18 protein-coding genes are annotated in these 17579 nt (G+C 69.6%); 16 read left to right on the plus strand and 2 right to left on the minus strand.

Features of this window, described 5'->3' with window-relative positions:
- Positions 1–65 precede the first annotated feature (65 nt).
- The 10 genes from BJQ94_RS07300 to BJQ94_RS07345 all read left to right on the plus strand — a co-directional run bounded on the left by BJQ94_RS07300 (position 66) and on the right by BJQ94_RS07345 (position 11399).
- Entirely contained in the window at positions 66–1709 is a 1644-nt protein-coding gene (locus BJQ94_RS07300; protein WP_265398481.1) for an FAD-dependent oxidoreductase, read from the plus strand.
- Between the two features lie 66 nt (positions 1710–1775).
- Entirely contained in the window at positions 1776–2357 is a 582-nt protein-coding gene (locus BJQ94_RS07305; protein WP_265398480.1) for a hypothetical protein, read from the plus strand.
- A 73-nt stretch (positions 2358–2430) separates the two neighbouring features.
- The gene (locus BJQ94_RS07310; protein ID WP_265398479.1) at positions 2431–3966 is read left to right on the plus strand and encodes a DUF3375 domain-containing protein; all 1536 of its coding nucleotides are present in this window, start codon (positions 2431–2433) and stop codon (positions 3964–3966) included.
- Entirely contained in the window at positions 3959–4774 is an 816-nt protein-coding gene (locus tag BJQ94_RS07315) for a DUF4194 domain-containing protein (protein ID WP_265398478.1), read from the plus strand. The genes BJQ94_RS07310 and BJQ94_RS07315 overlap by 8 nt, the downstream gene beginning before the upstream one ends.
- Positions 4771–8202, plus strand: a complete 3432-nt coding sequence (locus BJQ94_RS07320; RefSeq protein WP_265398477.1) for an SbcC/MukB-like Walker B domain-containing protein — start codon at positions 4771–4773, stop codon at positions 8200–8202. Before BJQ94_RS07315 ends, BJQ94_RS07320 begins: the two co-directional genes overlap by 4 nt.
- Before the next feature lie 49 nt (positions 8203–8251).
- Positions 8252–9178, plus strand: a complete 927-nt coding sequence (locus tag BJQ94_RS07325) for an alpha/beta hydrolase (protein ID WP_265398476.1) — start codon at positions 8252–8254, stop codon at positions 9176–9178.
- 89 nt (positions 9179–9267) lie between these two features.
- Complete coding sequence (locus tag BJQ94_RS07330; RefSeq protein ID WP_345893488.1) at positions 9268–9642, plus strand: VOC family protein; 375 nt, start codon at positions 9268–9270, stop codon at positions 9640–9642.
- Positions 9643–9748: 106 nt separating this feature from the next.
- A complete protein-coding gene (locus BJQ94_RS07335; RefSeq protein ID WP_265398474.1) occupies positions 9749–10177 on the plus strand; it encodes a hypothetical protein in 429 nt (142 codons plus the stop codon).
- Positions 10171–10434 (plus strand): helix-turn-helix transcriptional regulator, encoded by a 264-nt coding sequence (locus tag BJQ94_RS07340; protein ID WP_265398473.1) that lies wholly within the window; start codon positions 10171–10173, stop codon positions 10432–10434. Before BJQ94_RS07335 ends, BJQ94_RS07340 begins: the two co-directional genes overlap by 7 nt.
- A complete protein-coding gene (locus BJQ94_RS07345; protein WP_265398472.1) occupies positions 10431–11399 on the plus strand; it encodes an NAD(P)-dependent alcohol dehydrogenase in 969 nt (322 codons plus the stop codon). Before BJQ94_RS07340 ends, BJQ94_RS07345 begins: the two co-directional genes overlap by 4 nt.
- 2 nt (positions 11400–11401) lie before the next feature.
- Here BJQ94_RS07345 and BJQ94_RS07350 read toward each other — a convergent pair whose 3' ends face one another.
- The gene (locus tag BJQ94_RS07350) at positions 11402–11914 is read right to left on the minus strand and encodes a DNA alkylation repair protein (protein WP_265398471.1); all 513 of its coding nucleotides are present in this window, start codon (positions 11912–11914) and stop codon (positions 11402–11404) included.
- 96 nt (positions 11915–12010) lie between these two features.
- On the opposite strand from BJQ94_RS07350, the gene BJQ94_RS07355 reads away from it, so the two are divergent.
- The 4 genes from BJQ94_RS07355 (at position 12011) to BJQ94_RS07370 (ending at position 15522) form a co-directional block, all read left to right on the plus strand.
- Complete coding sequence (locus tag BJQ94_RS07355) at positions 12011–12595, plus strand: DinB family protein (RefSeq protein ID WP_265398470.1); 585 nt, start codon at positions 12011–12013, stop codon at positions 12593–12595.
- Between the two features lie 112 nt (positions 12596–12707).
- Positions 12708–13694: a substrate-binding domain-containing protein gene (locus BJQ94_RS07360; RefSeq protein WP_265398469.1), complete on the plus strand. Its 987-nt coding sequence runs from the start codon at positions 12708–12710 to the stop codon at positions 13692–13694.
- The gene (locus BJQ94_RS07365; protein ID WP_265398468.1) at positions 13691–14737 is read left to right on the plus strand and encodes an ABC transporter permease; all 1047 of its coding nucleotides are present in this window, start codon (positions 13691–13693) and stop codon (positions 14735–14737) included. The genes BJQ94_RS07360 and BJQ94_RS07365 overlap by 4 nt, the downstream gene beginning before the upstream one ends.
- Positions 14734–15522: an ATP-binding cassette domain-containing protein gene (locus BJQ94_RS07370; RefSeq protein ID WP_265398467.1), complete on the plus strand. Its 789-nt coding sequence runs from the start codon at positions 14734–14736 to the stop codon at positions 15520–15522. The genes BJQ94_RS07365 and BJQ94_RS07370 overlap by 4 nt, the downstream gene beginning before the upstream one ends.
- Here BJQ94_RS07370 and BJQ94_RS07375 read toward each other — a convergent pair.
- Positions 15458–16345, minus strand: a complete 888-nt coding sequence (locus BJQ94_RS07375) for a dienelactone hydrolase family protein (RefSeq protein WP_265398466.1) — start codon at positions 16343–16345, stop codon at positions 15458–15460. The genes BJQ94_RS07370 and BJQ94_RS07375 overlap by 65 nt on opposite strands.
- Before the next feature lie 219 nt (positions 16346–16564).
- On the opposite strand from BJQ94_RS07375, the gene BJQ94_RS07380 reads away from it, so the two are divergent.
- Both BJQ94_RS07380 and BJQ94_RS07385 read left to right on the plus strand, forming a co-directional pair.
- Positions 16565–16882, plus strand: coding sequence for a carboxymuconolactone decarboxylase family protein (locus BJQ94_RS07380; RefSeq protein ID WP_265398465.1), 318 nt, complete (start codon positions 16565–16567; stop codon positions 16880–16882).
- Positions 16883–16925: 43 nt separating this feature from the next.
- Positions 16926–17537 carry a lipoprotein gene (locus BJQ94_RS07385; protein WP_265398464.1) on the plus strand — a complete coding sequence of 204 codons (612 nt, stop codon included), beginning with the start codon at positions 16926–16928 and terminating at the stop codon, positions 17535–17537.
- Positions 17538–17579: the final 42 nt, after the last annotated feature.

The raw sequence follows: 17579 nt of genomic DNA on the forward strand, positions 1-17579 counted from the left end.
GCGGCCGCCGGAGGTCTTTCGAGCCCGATTTGCAGATACCCCCTGGGGTATAGCAAACTGGACTCATGACCGAGAACCGCTACATCATCATCGGCGGCGTCGCGGGCGGTATGTCCGCGGCCACCCGCCTTCGTCGCCTCGACGAGAACGCCCAGATCATCGTCTTCGAGCGCGGCGGACATGTCTCGTTCGCCAACTGCGGCCTGCCCTACTACCTCGGCGGGATCATCGAGGAGCGTTCCAGCCTGCTGGTGCAGACGCCGGCCTCGCTCGGCGCCCGCTTCGCCCTCGACGTGCGCGTGCGCACCGAAGTGATCGGTATCGACAGCTCCGCGAAGACCGTGCGGGTGCGCGAACTCGGCACCGGACACGAGTACACCGAGCTCTACGACTCGCTGGTGCTCTCACCCGGCGCCTCACCAGTGCGCCCGCCGCTACCCGGCGGCGAGCGGATGCTCACCCTGCGCGACATCGACGACGTGGACGCCGCCATGGCCGCGCTGGCGGTGGCCCCACAGAGCGCCCTCGTCATCGGAGCGGGCTTCATCGGCCTCGAAATGGTGGAGAACCTCGTAAACCTTGGCCTCGACGTGACCGTTGTGGAACTGGGCCAGCAGGTGCTGCCGCCTCTGGACCCCGAGATGGCCGGCCCGGTCACGGAGCGCCTGCGGGCCGCGGGCGTGAGCGTGCGCCTGGGCACCCAGGTCACCGAAATCGGCGCGAACACCGCCACCCTCAGCGACGGCAGCGTCGTGGCAGCGGACTTCGTGCTCGCCGCCATCGGCGTGCGGCCGGACACCGCCCTGGCGAAGGCCGCCGGCCTCACGATCGGCACACGCGGCGGCATCCTGGTGGACGACCAGCTGCGCACCACCGACCCCGACATCTACGCCATCGGTGACGCCGTGGAGAAGACCGACGCCATCTCGGGCGAACAGCGCCTGGTGGCCCTGGCCGGCCTGGCCAACCGGCACGGCCGTCTCGTGGCCGACGTCATCAGCGGCAAGACCATCCGGGTGCGTCCGGCCCTCGGCACCGCCGTGGTGGGAATGATGGGACTCACCATCGCGACCACCGGCTGGAACGAGAAGCTGCTCGTGGCCAGAGGCCGCAGCATCCGGGTCATCCACACCCACCCTGCCTCGCACACCGGCTACTACCCGGGAGCGGAGTCGATGGCGCTCAAACTCGTCGTCGACGCCGACACCGACGCCATCCTCGGCGCACAGGGTGTGGGCGCGGGCGGGGTCGACAAACGCATCGACGTGATCGCCACGGCCATCGCCGGCGGTATCACCGCGTCCGAACTCGCCGACCTCGAACTGGCCTACGCGCCGCAGTTCTCCTCGGCCAAGGACCCGGTGAACATGCTCGGCTACGTGGCGCTCAATGCCGCCGAGGGCCTGACCCCGTCGGTGCAGTGGCACGAGCTCGAGGCGGCCCGCGCGGCCGGCGCCACCCTGGTGGATGTGCGCACGGCGGGGGAGCACGGCGAAGCCGCGATCCCCGGCTCGGTCAACATCCCGCTCGACGACATCCGCGCCCGCCAGGCCGAGCTGCCGCACGGCCGTCTGATCGTGCACTGCAAGGTGGGCCAGCGCGGCCACACCGCCGTGCGCCTGCTCGCCCAGCTGGGCCGCGACGCCGTGAACCTCGACGGCGGCTACCTCACCTGGGCCGCCGGCACGGCTGCCACCCGCGAGCCGTGAGGAGGGCCCCCACAACCTCCGGGTTTCGGGGCTTAAGTCACGGCTCGCGGGCCCTAAAATAATCCTGTGACGGATGCGACGAGGCACGGCCGTGCGCCGATCTCGCGCATCGTGGATGAGGGGCTGCTCATCGCGCTGTCGTCGGTGCGCATGGCGGTGAAGAACGACATCATCGTGGCCGGGCTGGCCGAACACGCCGACTACGACCTAGCGCGGTTCGCCGAGACGACCGGCAGGGAACTGCTGGCCCTCGCGCACGAGAACCTGGAGTCCGCGGTGCGGGTGGCCCGCCAGCGCAAGGAGCTCACGTCGGCGACCTGGCGACTCGACCTGTCCCAGGATCAGCTGATGGACATCCGCCAGCTCAAGCTGCGCAAGCGCGTGCACAAGCGCCTCGCCGTGGCCCTGATTGCCGTGGCCGACGACGAGGAGCATGTGACCCGCCTCGTGCGCGACGCCCAGACGGCGGCCAGCGAGGAGCTGCAGGACGCCATGCACACCCGTCTGATGCGGCTGTCGCTCGACCCGCTCGACCCCGAATATCAGCGCAGCCGGGCCGAACGCACCGAGATGTTCGTGCTGGTGGACCTGGCCCTGCTCCAGCTCAAGGCCGACGAGGCCGCCGGGAACGGTCCCAGCGAGTACTAGCGCCAGCCGGGCCCCGTTCCTGCGACTACGGTTGAGGAGGCCCGATCGAGGTCGCGAAGGGAACGTGTGCGTGGTGAGTGACATTGCGGGTGAATTGGCGCGGGTGCGCGACGCCTTCGACCGACCCACCCTGCGGCTGCTCGACCGCAAGTGGGCGCCGTTCGTGCTCGCGGTGTTCAAGTCCTCGTTCAGCCGCGACCGCCGCAGCGTGCAGGCCGACCGGCTGCACACCCAGGTGGACGCCTACCTCGCCGACCTCCGCTCCATCGGCAGCGACGTGCCGGGCAAGAACGGCCGCGCGCTCTGCGTGCAGTGGATGAACGACCAGTGGCTCTACCGCGAAACCGGGGAGGACGACGAGGAACAGTACTCGCTCACCTCGCACGCCCTCGAGGCCCTGCTGCTCGTCGACGGCCTCTCCCGCGACCGCGCCCTGATCAGCGAGTCCCGCCTCACCACGATCGTGGACACCGTGCGGCATCGGGCCACCCAGGCGAACCCCGACCGGGACGAACGCATCCGCCGGCTCGACCTGGAGATCGATGCCCTGGCCGCCGAGCGTGACAGGCTCGCCGGCGGCGGCGAGATCCAGGCGGCGTCCAACCACCAGATGCACGAGGGGTACGCCAACCTGATCGACCTGATCACCCAGCTGCCCAGCGACTTCAAGCGCGTCGAGGAGTCCGTCGCCGGCATGCACCGGCAGATCGTGAACGACTTCCGCGCCGAGGAGCGCCCGATCAGTGAGGTGCTCGACGAGTACCTCTCCAAGACGGATGCCCTGATGTCGTCGACCGCGGAGGGCCGGGCGTTCGAGGGCGCCATCGTGCTGCTGCGGAACGACGAGTTGCTCTCCGAACTCAAGAACGACCTCGAATCGATCCTGCTGCATCCGTTCGCCCTCGAACTCAGCGCCGAGGACCGCCGCAGCTTCATGGGCACCGTCAGCCTGATCCGCAAGGGCGTCGACGACGTGCTCACCCAGCGCAACGGCCTGACCACCACCCTGCGCGAGCACATCGTGAACCACGACGTGGTCAAGGACCGCGAACTCGAACGGCTGCTGCGCGAGATCAACAAGGAACTCGCCGTGTGGATGGAGACCGCCGGCCCGCGCTCCACGGTGACCGCCGAGCTGATGCCCGGCACCCTCGAGCTGGAACACCTGCGCGAACGCTTCTACGACCCGGCAGCCCACAAGGCGCCGCCGCCCCTCGAGGACGTCTCGGCATTCGCCCCCGAACCGCCGAGCCTCGACGCGATGCGCACCCAGGGCGGACCGCTGCTCGAAGAGCTGCGCGACGCCATCGTGACGGCCGTCACCACCGGAGGCGCTGCCTCCGTCGGCGACGCCTTCAACGGCCTCGAACCGGCCCTGCGCCGGCCGGTCGAGATCCTCGGGCTGCTGCAGCTGGCCACTCAGGTGGACGCCGTCACCCGCACGGATGCCGCCGATGGCGCCGAACCGGCAGCGCCGGCGGCCACGGAGAGTTTCGAGACCGTGCGCCCCGACGGCTCCCGCCGCTCCTTTACTGTGCCGCGCATCACTCTGACCGACGACGACACCGCGGCCCTGGCCGCCCTCAACTATGGACCTGATCATGACTGACGACGTGACCGACCTGACCGCCCTGCCCGACGACGGTGACGCTGCCTTCGAGGACGCCGGCGCGGACGCGAGCGCCGCCGAGGACGGCGCGCAGAGCAGCTTCTCGCTCTTCGAGGGCGACGAGGGCGGCCTCACCGTGGAGCAGCGCCGCACGCTGGTGCTGCTGCTCAAGCACCGCTACATCTCCGCCGCCCTGCAGCCGGCCGAATGGCGCACCCTGCTCGCCTCGCAGACCGTGCTCAAGTCCCGGCTCAACGATCTGTTCCTCGACCTGCACGTCGACCTGCACTATGAGGTCGCGTTCAAGCGCCAGGCCGTCGGCGAGGGCGGCGACAGATTCCCCACCCTGCTGCACGACGTGTCCTACACCCGCGAAGAGACCATCCTGCTGGTGCTGCTGCGCCAGCGGTTCCGCAGCGAACGGGCCAACGGCGTGGACATCGTCATCGTGGACCGGGACAACCTGGTCGAGAACGTGGCCCATTTCCGCCCGGAGCACGCCACCGACAGGTTCGGCGACGCCCGCCGCGCCACGGCAGCGGTAGACAGCCTCGCGAAGGCCCGGGTGCTGCTGAAAACCAGCGACCCGGACCGGTTCAGGGTCTCGGCCGTGATCGAGGTGCTGCTGCCCATCGAACGGCTCGCCGAGTTGTGGGAATGGCTGGTGGAGCAGAACGGCCAGGACCTGCCCGAGCCCGTCGCCGCCGACTCCGACACGCTCGATGCCGCTCCGGATGCCGCCGCACCTGCCGGCACCGAGCCCGACGCATCCGACCCTGCCGACCCCGCCCTGGAGGCAGCCTCATGACCGATTCCCCGCTCTTCCACATGGACGGCGCCACCGAGGGCACCACTCAGTGGCGCGCCGAGACCTTCCAGATGGTCAACTGGGGCGGCTTCCAGGGCCACCACGAGGTGGACTTCGCCGCGACGGCCACGCTCGTCTCCGGCGCATCCGGCACCGGCAAGTCGAGCCTGCTCGACGCCTACCTGGCGCTGATGATGCCCTCCGACACCCCGTTCAACGGCGCGTCCAACGACGCCGGCTCCGGCCGGGCCCGCAGCGTCGACCAGCGCAACCTGATGACGTACCTCCGCGGCAAGACCGACTCCACCCGTGAGGCCGACACCGGCGCGATGCACGACCAGGTGCTCCGTGGCGCCGACTCGGCCACCTGGGGCGCCGTGGCGATGACCTTCATCGACGACAACAAGCGCCGCTTCACGGTTCTGCGCGCCTACTTCGTGCCGCGCGGCGCGACCAAGTTCGCCGACGTCACCATGAAGATGGCCACCCGCGACGGCCGGTTGGACCTGCGAGAACTCGCCGATGTCACCGAGGCCCGGTTCGACAAGCGCGCATTGAAGAACCGGTTCAGCGACCTGGACGTCTTCGACACCTACGCTGCGTTCTCGCAGACGCTGTACACCCGGCTCGGCATCGGCGCCAACGGCGAGGGCGGCAAGGCCCTGCGCCTGCTGGCCCGCATCCAGGCCGGCCAGCAGGTGAAGACCGTCGACGGCCTCTACAAGTCGATGGTGCTCGAAGAGCCCGCCACCTACGCGGCCGCCGACAAGGCCGTCGACCACTTCGAAGACCTCGAACGCTCCTACGGCGCCATGGTCACCGAGGCGCAGAAGGCCAAGGTTCTCGAACGCCTGCCCGAGCTGCACCGCGACTACGAGAACGCGACAGAGAAGGCCGACCTGATCGACCGCTTCGGCGTGCACCGCGACGGCGACACCCCCTTCGTGCTCTGGCAGCTGCTCACCGAGCACGGCCTGCTCGAGTCCGCCGCCGACACCAACCGCGCCCGCCGGCGTGACAACCAGGCGCAGCACACCGTCGCCAGGGATGCCGAGACCGAGCTGAAGGGCCGGATCGCCGACCTGCAACACCAGCAGCGCGACAACGGCGGCGATGTGCTCGCCGGCCTGCAGAACGACCTCGACGTGCTCACCGCGAAGCGCGACGACGTGGCCGCTGAACGCGCCAGGTTCGACGAGCGCATCGTGCTGCTCGACACCCCGATCGACACGACGGATGCCTTCGCCGCCGCGCAGACCGCCGCCGAGGGCTTCCTGGCCGACTTCACCGCCACCGAGCAGGAACTAGACCTCGCCCGCGTGGCCCTGCAGCGCACCGCGTACCCGCTCGAGGAGCAGATCCGCACGCTCAAGCAGGAGCACGGCTTCCTGAATGGCCGCGCCAGCCTGGTTCCCCAGCACCTGCACAACGCCCGGCTGATGATCGCCGAGGCCGCGGGGATCCCCGCGGAAGAGCTGCCGTTCGTGGCCGAGCTCATCGACATCGCCCCGGGCGAGGACGCCTGGCGCCAGGCCGCCGAGGTCACCCTCGGCTCGCTCGTGCGGGTTCTGCTGGTGGACGAGACGCGACTTGCCGCCCTCAGTGCGGCCATCGACCCACTGCACATCCCCGTACGCATCCACTTCGAAGGCGTGCCGCTGCACCCGCACCAGCAGGTGCAGCCCGACCCCCGCTACGTCTCCGGCAAGCTCGTCTTCAAGGAGTCCGAGTTCAGCCGGTGGGTGCAGGATCGCGTGCAGGCGTCCTCCATCGACGCGCTCTGCGTCGACGGCCCAGCCGACCTCGCCGGCGGCGGGTCGCGCGTCACCCAGAGCGGACAGATCCGCAACGGCAAGCGCGGCGCCCACGGCTGGAACAAGGACCAGCGCTCGATCATCGGGTTCTCCAGCGGCGTGCGCCTGGCCGAGATCGCCGACGAACTGACCGCCCTCAAGGCCCGGGCAGACGACCTGGCGCAGCAGGCCTCCGCCATGGCCGCACGCATCATCGCCCTGCGCCGCACCAAAGACGCCCACCAGCACGTGATCGACACCGTTTGGGCCGCAATCGACGTGGCCGGGGCCCAGGCGAGGATCGGCGCGAAGGAGGCCGAACGGGAGCGGCTGCTCGCCGGCAGTGATGTGCTGCGCGGTCTCAAAGACGAGGAGGCGCGCCTCACGCTCGAGCTCGAGGCCGCCCAGAAGCACAAGCACGAGACCGAGCGGGAAGCCGCCGTGCTCGGCGACGAGCACGCCGCGATCGTGGACCGCCAGGACGTCGTGAACGACAGGCTCGAGGGCATCCAGGCCGACGACACCGTCACTCTCACCGACGAGCACTCCGCGCACCTCGACGCCCAGTTCGCCGCCGTCGGCGACAGCGCTGACCTGGCCACCTTCTTGAGTGGCGTGAGACGCCTCCGCGAGCGGCTCACCGAGCAGTCGGCGCAGGACCGCGAGACGGCCCGCAGCGCCAGGGACACCCTGATCGGCATCTTCGAAACCTTCCAGAGCCGCTGGCCAGACCCCAACATCGGCGTGGGGATGGAGTCGTACTCCAGCTACAGCGACATCCTCGACGCCGTCTACACGCTGGGCCTCTACGAGCGCCGGCAGGAGTGGAAGCGGCGCCTCTCCGCGTGGAGCGGCCAGGACCTCGTTCCCCTCGTCGGCGCCTTCACCACCTCGATCGAGGAGATCGAAGACCGGTTGCGGCCGATCAACGACATCCTCCGCACGTTGCCGTTCGGCGCCGGCCGCGACAGGCTGCAAATCTCGCTGCGCCGTCTGCACCGCGACGACGCCACGGCCTTCCGCAAGGAGCTCAAACTGCTCTCCTCCGGGACGACCGAGGAATTCACCGACGAGCAGACCGAGAACCGGTTCACCCGGCTGCAGGCGTTCATGAACCTGATCCGCCGGCCCGACGAACTCGTCGCCGGCTCCAGGGGAGACGCGGACCGCGACCTGCTCCTCGACGTGCGCCGGCATGTGGAGATCACGGCCGTGCGCACCACCCCCGACGGCGTCGAGGTCAGCACCTATTCCTCCCTCGGCGGCAAGAGCGGTGGCGAGTCCCAGGAGCTCGTGGCGTTCGTCGTCGGCGCCGCCCTCCGCTTCCAGCTCGGCGACGAGAGCCGCACCCGGCCCAGGTTCGCCCCGGTGTTCCTCGACGAGGGCTTCGTGAAGTCCGACTCCGAGTTCGCCGGCCGGGCCGTTGCCGCGTGGAAGGGACTGGGTTTCCAGCTCATCGTGGGATCGCCGCTCGACAAGGTCACCGCGCTCGAACCGCACATGGACCTGGTGCTGTCGATGACCAAGAACACCGCGACGGGCTACTCCTACATCACGCCGCTGTTCTCCCCGGAACCGGCCCCGGCAGTGCCGTCGGCCCCGGCCGAATCGGAGCAGGAACGCATCGTGGTCTGACCCGCGCGCCGCTCTGGCCACTGCCCTGAATCCGGCTTACGCTGGCTCGATGGTGTCAGTGCGGGATCTCTGGTTGCCGGACGGCCGCGTGCTCCGGGTGCATGACAGCGCCCCAGGCCACGCTGCCGGGGACCCCGGGGGCACCGCCGCCTACAGTGCCGACGACTACGGTGTCGACTACGCCGGGGCCGGAGGGTACGGGGATCCCGGCCCGGTCCGGCTCACGGTGCTCTGGCAGCACGGATCTCCGCAGACCGGCGCCCTGCTCGAACCGTTGCTCGCCGCGGCGGCTCAGCGCGGCATCCGGATGCTCTCATACGGCCGGCCCAGCTACGGCGGTTCGACCCCGCTGCCCGGCCGCACCGTCGGGTCGGCGGCCGCGGATGTGGCGGCGATCGCCGACGCCCTCGACCTCGGCCCGTTCGCCGTGATGGGCGCCTCCGGCGGGGGCCCGCACGCCCTGGCCTGCGCGGCCCTGCTGCCCGGTCAGGTACTGGCCGCGGCCTGCCTCGCGGCGATAGCCCCGATCGACGCCGACGGCCTCGACTTCTTCGCCGGCATGGCCTCAGGAGGAGCGTCGCTGCGCGCGGCCCTCAACGGCCGGCCGGCCAGGGAGCACTACGAGGCGACGGTGGAGTTCGACCCGGCGACCTTCGTGGAACGCGACTACGCGGCTCTCGAGGGAGATTGGGCGGCTCTCGGCGCCGATGTGGGGGAGGCGTCCGCAGCCGGGCCGGACGGCCTGATCGACGACGACATGGCCTTCGTGGTGCCGTGGGGCTTCGACGTGGCGGATATCGAGCTGCCCGTGCTCATCGTGCAGGGCGGCAGGGACCGAGTGGTGCCGCCGTCGCACGGGGCCTGGCTCGCCCGCGCGATCCCGAACGCTGAGCTGTGGGAGTACCCGGAGGACGGCCACATCTCGATCCTCACCGAGAGCCCCGCGGCGCTGGACTGGCTGCTCGCGCACAGCTGAGACCGACCACAACGCCTATCAACACAGCGCATATCAACACAGCACCACTCACCGCAGAGCCGAACAACCCAAGGAGTAGACACGTGCGCATGAGACTGGAACTGGTGCCGCTGCCGTCGGCAGACGTCGAGCGGAGCAAGGCCTTCTACGCCGACCGGGTGGGCTTCACCCTGGACCACGACGTGGAGCCGGGAAACGGCATGCGCGTCGTGCAGCTCACTCCGCCCGGATCGGGGTGCTCGATCGTGATCGGCGTGGGAATCAGCGCACCGGACGCCGCTCCGGTGCAGAACCTGCACCTGGTGGTCGACGACCTGGAGGCCGTGCGCGCGACCCTCCTCGGGAACGGTGTCGAGGTTTCGGCCGTGAGCGATCTCGGCGGCGGCATCCGGCACGCCTACTTCAGTGACCCGGACGGAAACTCCTGGGTCCTGCAGCAGATCTCCCGACCCGACGCGCCCTGACGGTATGTAAAAGATACTTGACACGATGTCTGGCTAGGCATACATTCGACGTGTCAACAATCTTTTACACGCCGGGCCAACCCGGCGTCGAGGCAGGGAGCGGCAGATGGCACGCGAAGAACAACGGGCCTGGATCATGACTGCGGTCACGATCCTCGCGTACGGCCTGTATCTGGTTCTGGTGCTGGGCGAAGCGCAGGGGGTGGCTCTGGTCGACGTGTCCTACGTGCCGGCGATGCTCTGGACCATCGGGGGTGCGATCCTCGCCGCCATCGTGCTGAACATCCTGGTGGGCATCTTCTCACCCAGGAACGCCGGCCGAAAAGACCAGCGCGACAAGGAGATCAACCGGCTCGGCGAGCACATCGGCCAGTCGTTCGTGATCCTCGGCGCCGTGCTGGCGCTGGTCTTCGCGATCACCGGCGTGGCTGCCTTCTGGATTGCCAACGTGATCTACCTGGGTTTCGTGCTCTCCGCCATCCTGGGCTCAGTGGCCAAGATCATTGCCTACCGCCGGGGATTCCAGTCATGGTGAAGGCCACGAACATCACCAACAACATCCGCGGCCTGCGCTTCGCCCACGGCGAGATGACCCAGGCGGCCCTGGCCGACAGGGTGGGCGTGACCCGCCAGACCATCATCGCCATCGAGCAGGGCCGGTATTCGCCCTCCCTCGAGGTGGCATTCCAGATCGCCCGGGTGTTCAATCGACCACTCGACGACGTGTTCCAGTACCCCGCCGGCGCCACCGTGCCGGCTCCACAGCAGAGCGCACCCGGAGGCACCTCATGAGAGCAATCGTCCAGGACAGCTACGGCTCCGCCGACGTACTGCACCCCGCCGAGATCGAGCGGCCCGCCGTCGGCGACGACGACGTGCTCCTGCAGGTGCGCGCCGCAAGCCTGCATGTCGGCGACTGGCATGTGATGGCCGGCCTGCCCTACCTCGTGCGCACCGCGATCGGCTTCCGCGCGCCCAAGACCCGGGTGCGGGGCATGGATGTCGCGGGTCGCGTCGAGGCCGTGGGCGCCAACGTCACCCGCTTCGCGCCGGGCGATGAGGTGTTCGGCGTCTGCGAGGGAGCGCTTGCCGAGTACGCGATCGCGCGGGCGGACAAAGTCGAACCCAAACCGGCCGCACTCAGCTTCGAGCAGGCCGCCGCGGTGCCTACCTCGGCCGTCACGGCCCTGCAGGGCCTCAAGCCGCTCAGGTCGGCCGGCCCGGGGGAGCGGGTGCTCATCATCGGTGCCTCCGGCGCCGTCGGCGGCTACGCCGTGCAGCTGGCCAAGGCCTTCGGCGCACAGGTGACGGGTGTCGCCAGCCCGGCCAAGCTCGACTACGTGCTCTCGCTAGGGGCTGATGTGGCCCTGGACTACACCCGCGGCGACATCACCCGCTCGGGCGAACGCTACGACCTGGTGCTCGACACCGGCGGCAACCGGTCGGTGTTGTCGCTCCGCAAACTGCTCGCGGCGCGCGGCACCCTGGTTATCGTGGGCGGAGACGGCGGCGGCAGGGTGACCGGCGGTTTCGAACGTTCCCTGCGGGCACTGCTGGTGTCGCCGTTCGTCACCCAGAAGCTCACCGGGTTGGCGGCGGTCGTGCGCCAGGAGGACCTGCACACACTCGCCGGGTTGCTTCAGAGCGGTGCGATCGCACCCGTCATCGACCGGGTGTATCCGCTCGCCGAGGCCGCGACGGCCATGCGCCGTCTCACCGACGGCAGCATCAGGGGCAAGGTCGTCGTCACGCCCTGAGGCTAGGCCGCACCATCGGTGCCGCCGGCGCCGCCGGTGATTCCCAGCAGCCCGGCGGCCCGGCGCAGGCCGGGGCTGGGATCGTGCGCCCACCGCTCGAGCACGATGCGCGCGCGGCCACGCGCCGCACCGGTGAGGGCGTCGGTCAGCGGCCGCACCACATCCGCCGTGAGCGGGTCGATGAGGGCGGGCAGCTGGGCGGCCCGCAGGAACCCCTCGATGCGGGTGAGATCGGAGGCCCGCAGCATCCGCACGTGGGACTGCAGCAGCACAATCGCAGCCAGTCGGCGCTCGAACACCGGTACCGCCCACAGCTCGCTACTCAGCGCCGTGATGTCGTCGTGGTCCAGGGCCGGGTAGCGCCGGCCGGCATCCCGCACCGTGCCGCGCACCGCGCCAACGGATGCGCCGTAGAAGTCGAGGCCGCCGCCCAGCCTGGCCCGGTCGGCGTCGGCGCGTTCCCAGGAGCTCTCCCGCTGCAGGGTGGCGTCCACGAAGTCGCCGGCCGCACTCATCTGTCTATTCTCACCGATGCCACCGGTCCCGGCCGCGCCTATCCCGGTCACGCGGATCGTTGTGCGCTCGCACCGCGATCTGGGAGGCTGGTCGGCATGACCGACACCGACATGAAAGCACCCCTCCGCCGCTACCTGCAGGTGGGCAGGGAGGCCTTGATCTGGAAGCTCGAGGGACTCAGCGAGTACGACATCCGCCGGCCGCTGGTGCCCACGGGAACCAATCTGTTGGGCCTGGTGAAGCACATGGCCGGTGTCGAGGCCGGCTACCTCGGCGCGACCTTCGGCCGGCCGTTCCCCGAGCCGATGCCGTGGATGGACGACGACTCCGAAGACAACGCCGACATGTGGGCCACCCTGGACGAGACGCGCGCGGGAATCGTCGACCTGTACCGGCGGGTCGGGGAGCACTCAGAGGCCACGATCGATGTGGTTCCCCTGGACGGCCTCGGCCGGGTGGCCTGGTGGTCTGAGGGCCACGACGTGGTGCCGTTGCACCTGGTCTTGGTGCACCTGATCGCCGAAACCCAACGGCATGCCGGCCATGCCGACATCGTGCGCGAACTGATCGACGGCGCGGCCGGGTTGCGAGCAGAGACCTCCAACCTTCCCCCTGGCGCCCCGGACTGGTGGGCCGGATACCGCGACCGGCTGGAGGAGACGGCCCGCCAGGCCCGATAACCGGCCAGGCCCGACGGCTCGACTGCGGGGTTGACCGTTCTGACGCCTAAAGTGGACTGCGCCTGAATAGGCGAAGCTGAATCGCGCCCGAAACCGAAGGACGATGCCACCCGTGTCGAGAATCCCTGCCCGCCGCACCGTCTCCGCCGCGGCCGCCACCCTCGCCCTGCTCGCCCTCACCGCCTGCACTGGCCAGCCCGTCGCCGTCGGCGGTTCCGGTGCGGCGCCTGCAGGCGACTCAGGTCGCACCTACGCGCTGGTCGTGCACGCCGTGCCTGGCGACGCCTTCTGGGACGTCGTGAAGACCGGCGCGGAGTCCGCCGGCGCCATCTACGGCGCCACGATCACCTACCAGGGCGACCCGGATGTGCAGAAGCAGAGCCAGCTTATCGAAACCGCGATCGCCGCCAAGGTCGACGGCATCATCGTGTCGATGGCCAATCCCGACGGCCTTCGCGGCGCTCTCGCCGATGCCGTCGACGCCGACATCCCGGTGATCACCATCAATTCAGGGGCCGAGGAGTCCGCGTCCGTCGGCGCCATGACCCACGTCGGGCAGAGTGAGTACCTCGCCGGGCAGGGTGCCGGCACCAAACTCACCGAGGCATCGGCGAAGAAGGTCATCTGCGTGATCCACGAAGCCGGCAACGCCGGGCTCGAAGACCGCTGCCGCGGAGCCGCGGACACCCTCGACGGCACCATGACCAACCTGCAGGTCGACATCGCCAACGTCGCGGATGCCCAGAACACCATCAAGAGCGCCCTGCTGGCCGACCCGAGCATCGACGGCGTGCTCACCCTCAACTCTGCTGTGGGAGTCGCCGCCGCGCAAGCCGTGGCCGAGGCCGGCAGCGATGCCCAGGTCGGTACCTTCGACGTGTCGGCCGATGTGACGAGCCTCATCGAGGACGGCAGCATCCTCTTCGCCGTCGACCAGCAGCCCTACCTGCAGGGCTACCTGCCGGTGGACTTCTTCGAGCTGTTCTACACCAACGGCAACGTGGTCGGCGGCAACCAGCCTGTGTACTCCGGTCCGGGCTTCGTGACCAAGGACAACGCCAAGCAGGTCGCCGCCTACGCCGGCAACGGCACCCGATGACCGTGCTGACCAACTCGGCCGCGCCGGCGGACGAACGGCTCGCCCGCACGCATCCCGTCGTGCGGCTGCTGCGCCGCCCCGAGATCGGCGCCCTCGTCGCCGCCCTGGCCATCTTCGGCTACTTCTCCGTGGCCACCAGCGCCTTCCTCTCGCCGGCCGGCGCGGCCACCTGGCTCTACTCGGCGTCGTTGTTCGGCATCATGGCCGTCGCCGTGGCGATGCTCATGATCGGCGGCGAATTCGACCTGTCGGCTGGTGCCATGACCGGAACGACCGGGCTGCTCGTGGGCGCATTCACCACTCAGTGGGGCATGAACCTGTGGTTCGCCATGCTGCTGGCCCTGCTCATCGCCCTTGCCGTCGGCGCCTTCAACGGCTTCATGGTCGTGAAGACCGGCATCCCCAGCTTCATCGTCACGCTCGGCACCTTCTTCATCCTGCAGGGCCTCAACCTCGCCGGCACCAAGCTGATCACCGGCCAGGTCGCCATCCAGGGCATGACTCTTGTGCCCGGCTTCGACGCCGGCAAGGTGATCTTCGGCTCCACGATCCCGGTCGCCGGCATCGACCTCAAGGTCTCGGTCTTCTGGTGGCTGGGCATCACGGCCGTGGCCAGCTGGATCCTGCTGCGCACCCGGTACGGCAACTGGATCTTCGCGATCGGCGGGCAGCTGCAGAGCGCCCTGCAGACCGGTGTGCCGGTCAAGCGCACCCGCATCGGCCTGTTCATGGGAACGGCGGCGGCCGGCTGGCTGGTGGGCATGCTCTCGCTCTTCGACGTCGCCACGGTGCAGGCCACAACGGGCATCGGCCAAGAGTTCATCTATATCATCTGCGCCGTGGTCGGCGGCTGCCTGCTCACCGGCGGCTACGGCTCCGCGATCGGGGCGGCCCTCGGCGCGCTGATCTACGGCATGATCCTGCAGGGGATCGTGTTCGCCCAATGGGACAACAACTGGCTCAAGGCCTTCCTGGGCGGGATGCTGCTGCTCGCCGTGCTCGTGAACCTCTCGGTGCGCCGCCAGGCGGGGGTGCGCGAATGAGCGCCGCCACCACAGTGCCCATCCTCGAGGTGCGCGGCGTCGGCCGGGTCTACGGCTCGGTCATCGCGCTCAGCGACATCTCCACCTCGGTCGGCGCCGGCGAGGTGCTCTGTGTGCTCGGCGACAATGGTGCGGGCAAGTCCACCCTGTTGAAGATCCTCGCCGGAGTGCACCCGCATTCCTCCGGTGAGCTGGTGCTCGACGGAGCCGTCGTGCGTTTCACCGGCCCACGCGATGCCCTCGACGCCGGCATCGCCACGGTCTACCAGGACCTGGCGATCGTGCCGCTGATGCCGGTGTGGCGCAACTTCTTCCTGGGCGCCGAGCTCAGCTCGGGCGTCGGCCCGTTCTCGCGGCTGCGTGTGAAGGAGATGCGGGCGATCACCCTCGCGCAGCTGGGCCGGATGGGCATCGACCTGCGCGATGTGGACCAGCCGATCGGCACCCTGTCCGGCGGCGAGCGGCAGTCGGTCGCGATCGCGCGGGCCATCTACTTCGGGGCGAGGGTCGTCATCCTCGACGAGCCCACCTCCGCCCTCGGCGTCAAGCAGGCAGGGGTGGTGCTGCGCTACGTGGCGCAGGCCCGCGATCACGGCCTCGGTGTCGTGTTCGTGACCCACAACCCGCACCACGCCTACCCCGTCGGCGACAGGTTCCTGGTGCTCAACCGCGGTGCCAGCCTGGGCGAGTTCGACAAGACCGGCATCAGCATCGACGAACTCACCCGGCTGATGGCCGGCGGTGCCGAACTGGAGTCACTCGCCAGGGAGATCGAACGCGGCTGACCCCGGCCGTGGGCGCGCGAGCAGGCGTTCGGCGAGGAACTCCAGCGTGCGGTCGAGCGCCTGCCTGGTGGGATGGCCGGGCTCGTCGACGAGGCTGACCGTGAGCACGCAGTGCGCCGACGCCCGGGATGCCGGCGGCGTTGCCCGGCGAGGAATCGATCTCGATGCTCTCGAAGCCGTCCCGAAACTGCTGTCGCAGGGTCGAGAACCGCTCGGGCGGGCAGCCGCGGTCGTTCGTGAAGCGCAGGCCCAGGATGCGCAGGTCGTCGGCAGCGGTGCGTTCCCGAAGGCTGCCGATTTCGCGCGGCTCGAGGCCGAGCGAGGCACGCCCGGCCCCCAGGGGGAGCGGCAACGCCGGCTGGCTCATGACGGCGGCCAGCACAGTGGGCTCCAGCGCGGTCGCCAGGGCGAACCCCCCGGTGAGGCACATGCCGATCACCCCCACTCCAGGCCCGTCGGCAGCGGCGCCACCGCCATCCGCCCAGGCCTGCCGGGCGAGTGCCCGCAGCCAGCCCGTGGCGCCGGGCGGTTGCCGGGTGAGGCCCCGGAATTCACGAGAGACACAGACCCGGCCGATGGCGCGCACCATCGCACCCGGCGTCGCCTCCGCCCCGGCGGTGCCGAACAGGCTCGGCAGGTACACCCTGAAGCCGCGCTGCACGAGGCGTCGGGCCAGGTCGATCACACCGGGATGCAGTCCGGGGATCTCGTGGATGAGCACGACGGCCGGGCCGCTGCCGGCCGTGAAGACCTGGTGCGAGTACCCGTCGTGGTTGAACGTCGATTCCACGAATCCCGCGAGTGCTGTGGGTGGCTGGGTCATGGCATGACGATAGCCCTGCAGAGCGGGTGAGGGCAGCACGGCGCGCGTCATCCGTTTCGGAGGATTCAGCGGGCGGGCCATCGGCCGCAGCCGGATTGATTGCTACCGTCTGCGGCGTGAGACCGGCGTGCCGACCTGGTGCGCCTGGGAAGACGACAGACCGAACACAGGTACAGAGCGAAAAGAGCGGGGCGCAGCCCTGGAATTGGAGTGATACTCATGGCCACAGGAACAACACCGGTGCTGGATGCGGCGGCAGAGATCAACGCGGTCTCGCTGGCTCGCACAGATTTGGACCCGCGCACCCTGATGATCACCAGGATCGCCGCCCTCGTCGCGGTGGATGCGCCCGTCGGTTCATACCTCCTGCACGTCGGTCCGGCCGCGGATGTGGGGCTGACCGTCGAGGATGTCGAGGACGTGCTCGTCGCCGTGGCGCCGATCGTGGGCACGCCGCGGCTCCTATCGTCGGCGCGAAAGATCGCGGAGGCCTTCGACCTGGCGATTCAGCTGGGCTCGGAAGGCGACACGCAGTAGGCGGAGCCGCAGACCCCGCACAATCCAGTGAGGAGCACCACCAGTGAAGAAGCCCATTGTTCTCGCCGTGATGGTGGTGTTCCTCGCCGGGTGCACGGCCACCGACGGCAGCGAATCGACGAGCAGTCCCTCGTCGCCCACGTCGTCGGCCAGTGCGACCCCGACGAGCGGGCAGACCGCGTCGCCGCCGACCGCCGCCCAGATCACCTGGGCCGGTGAGGTCTGCAGCGACACGTCAACCCTGAAGACCGACGTGCAGGGCCTGGCGACCGCGGCGGCCACCGGCGGGGATTCGGTGGGCACCGCGGTGTCCGACCAGATGACCACGATCTCGGCGTCGGCGAGCGCTCTGGTCGACACCGTCAAGTCGCCGCCGGACAATCTGGGCGACGATCCGGAACTGAAGTCAGTACAGGACGCGATCGGCAACATCGACTCGTCGCTCAAGACCCTCGAGGCCAGCGCCAGCCAGGTTGAGGGCACAACGGGGGCCGCCCTCGTGGACGCCCTGGCCACGGTGGTCGGCGATACCGGCACCGTGCTCTCGGATGTCGCGGCCGCAGTGCAAACCATCGGCACGGCCATGACAGACACCTCCAGCACCCTCGGCCAGGCCTTCCGCGCAGCCCCCGAATGCGCCGCCCTCACCGCGTAACCTCCAGTTCCGCGAGCCGTGAGTTGAGCCCCGAAACTCCCG

This window comes from Cryobacterium sp. SO2 (genome assembly GCF_026151165.2).
Lineage (GTDB): Bacteria > Actinomycetota > Actinomycetes > Actinomycetales > Microbacteriaceae > Cryobacterium.

Coding starts and splice junctions, on each gene's coding strand:
- BJQ94_RS07300 (WP_265398481.1), top strand. CDS start 66: ATGACCGAGAACCGCTACATCATCATCGGCGGCGTCGCGGGCGGTATG.
- BJQ94_RS07315 (WP_265398478.1), top strand. CDS start 3,959: ATGACTGACGACGTGACCGACCTGACCGCCCTGCCCGACGACGGTGAC.
- BJQ94_RS07320 (WP_265398477.1), top strand. CDS start 4,771: ATGACCGATTCCCCGCTCTTCCACATGGACGGCGCCACCGAGGGCACC.
- BJQ94_RS07325 (WP_265398476.1), top strand. CDS start 8,252: ATGGTGTCAGTGCGGGATCTCTGGTTGCCGGACGGCCGCGTGCTCCGG.
- BJQ94_RS07330 (WP_345893488.1), top strand. CDS start 9,268: ATGAGACTGGAACTGGTGCCGCTGCCGTCGGCAGACGTCGAGCGGAGC.
- BJQ94_RS07335 (WP_265398474.1), top strand. CDS start 9,749: ATGGCACGCGAAGAACAACGGGCCTGGATCATGACTGCGGTCACGATC.
- BJQ94_RS07340 (WP_265398473.1), top strand. CDS start 10,171: ATGGTGAAGGCCACGAACATCACCAACAACATCCGCGGCCTGCGCTTC.
- BJQ94_RS07345 (WP_265398472.1), top strand. CDS start 10,431: ATGAGAGCAATCGTCCAGGACAGCTACGGCTCCGCCGACGTACTGCAC.
- BJQ94_RS07350 (WP_265398471.1), bottom strand. CDS start 11,914: ATGAGTGCGGCCGGCGACTTCGTGGACGCCACCCTGCAGCGGGAGAGC.
- BJQ94_RS07355 (WP_265398470.1), top strand. CDS start 12,011: ATGACCGACACCGACATGAAAGCACCCCTCCGCCGCTACCTGCAGGTG.
- BJQ94_RS07365 (WP_265398468.1), top strand. CDS start 13,691: ATGACCGTGCTGACCAACTCGGCCGCGCCGGCGGACGAACGGCTCGCC.
- BJQ94_RS07370 (WP_265398467.1), top strand. CDS start 14,734: ATGAGCGCCGCCACCACAGTGCCCATCCTCGAGGTGCGCGGCGTCGGC.
- BJQ94_RS07375 (WP_265398466.1), bottom strand. CDS start 16,345: ATGACCCAGCCACCCACAGCACTCGCGGGATTCGTGGAATCGACGTTC.
- BJQ94_RS07380 (WP_265398465.1), top strand. CDS start 16,565: ATGGCCACAGGAACAACACCGGTGCTGGATGCGGCGGCAGAGATCAAC.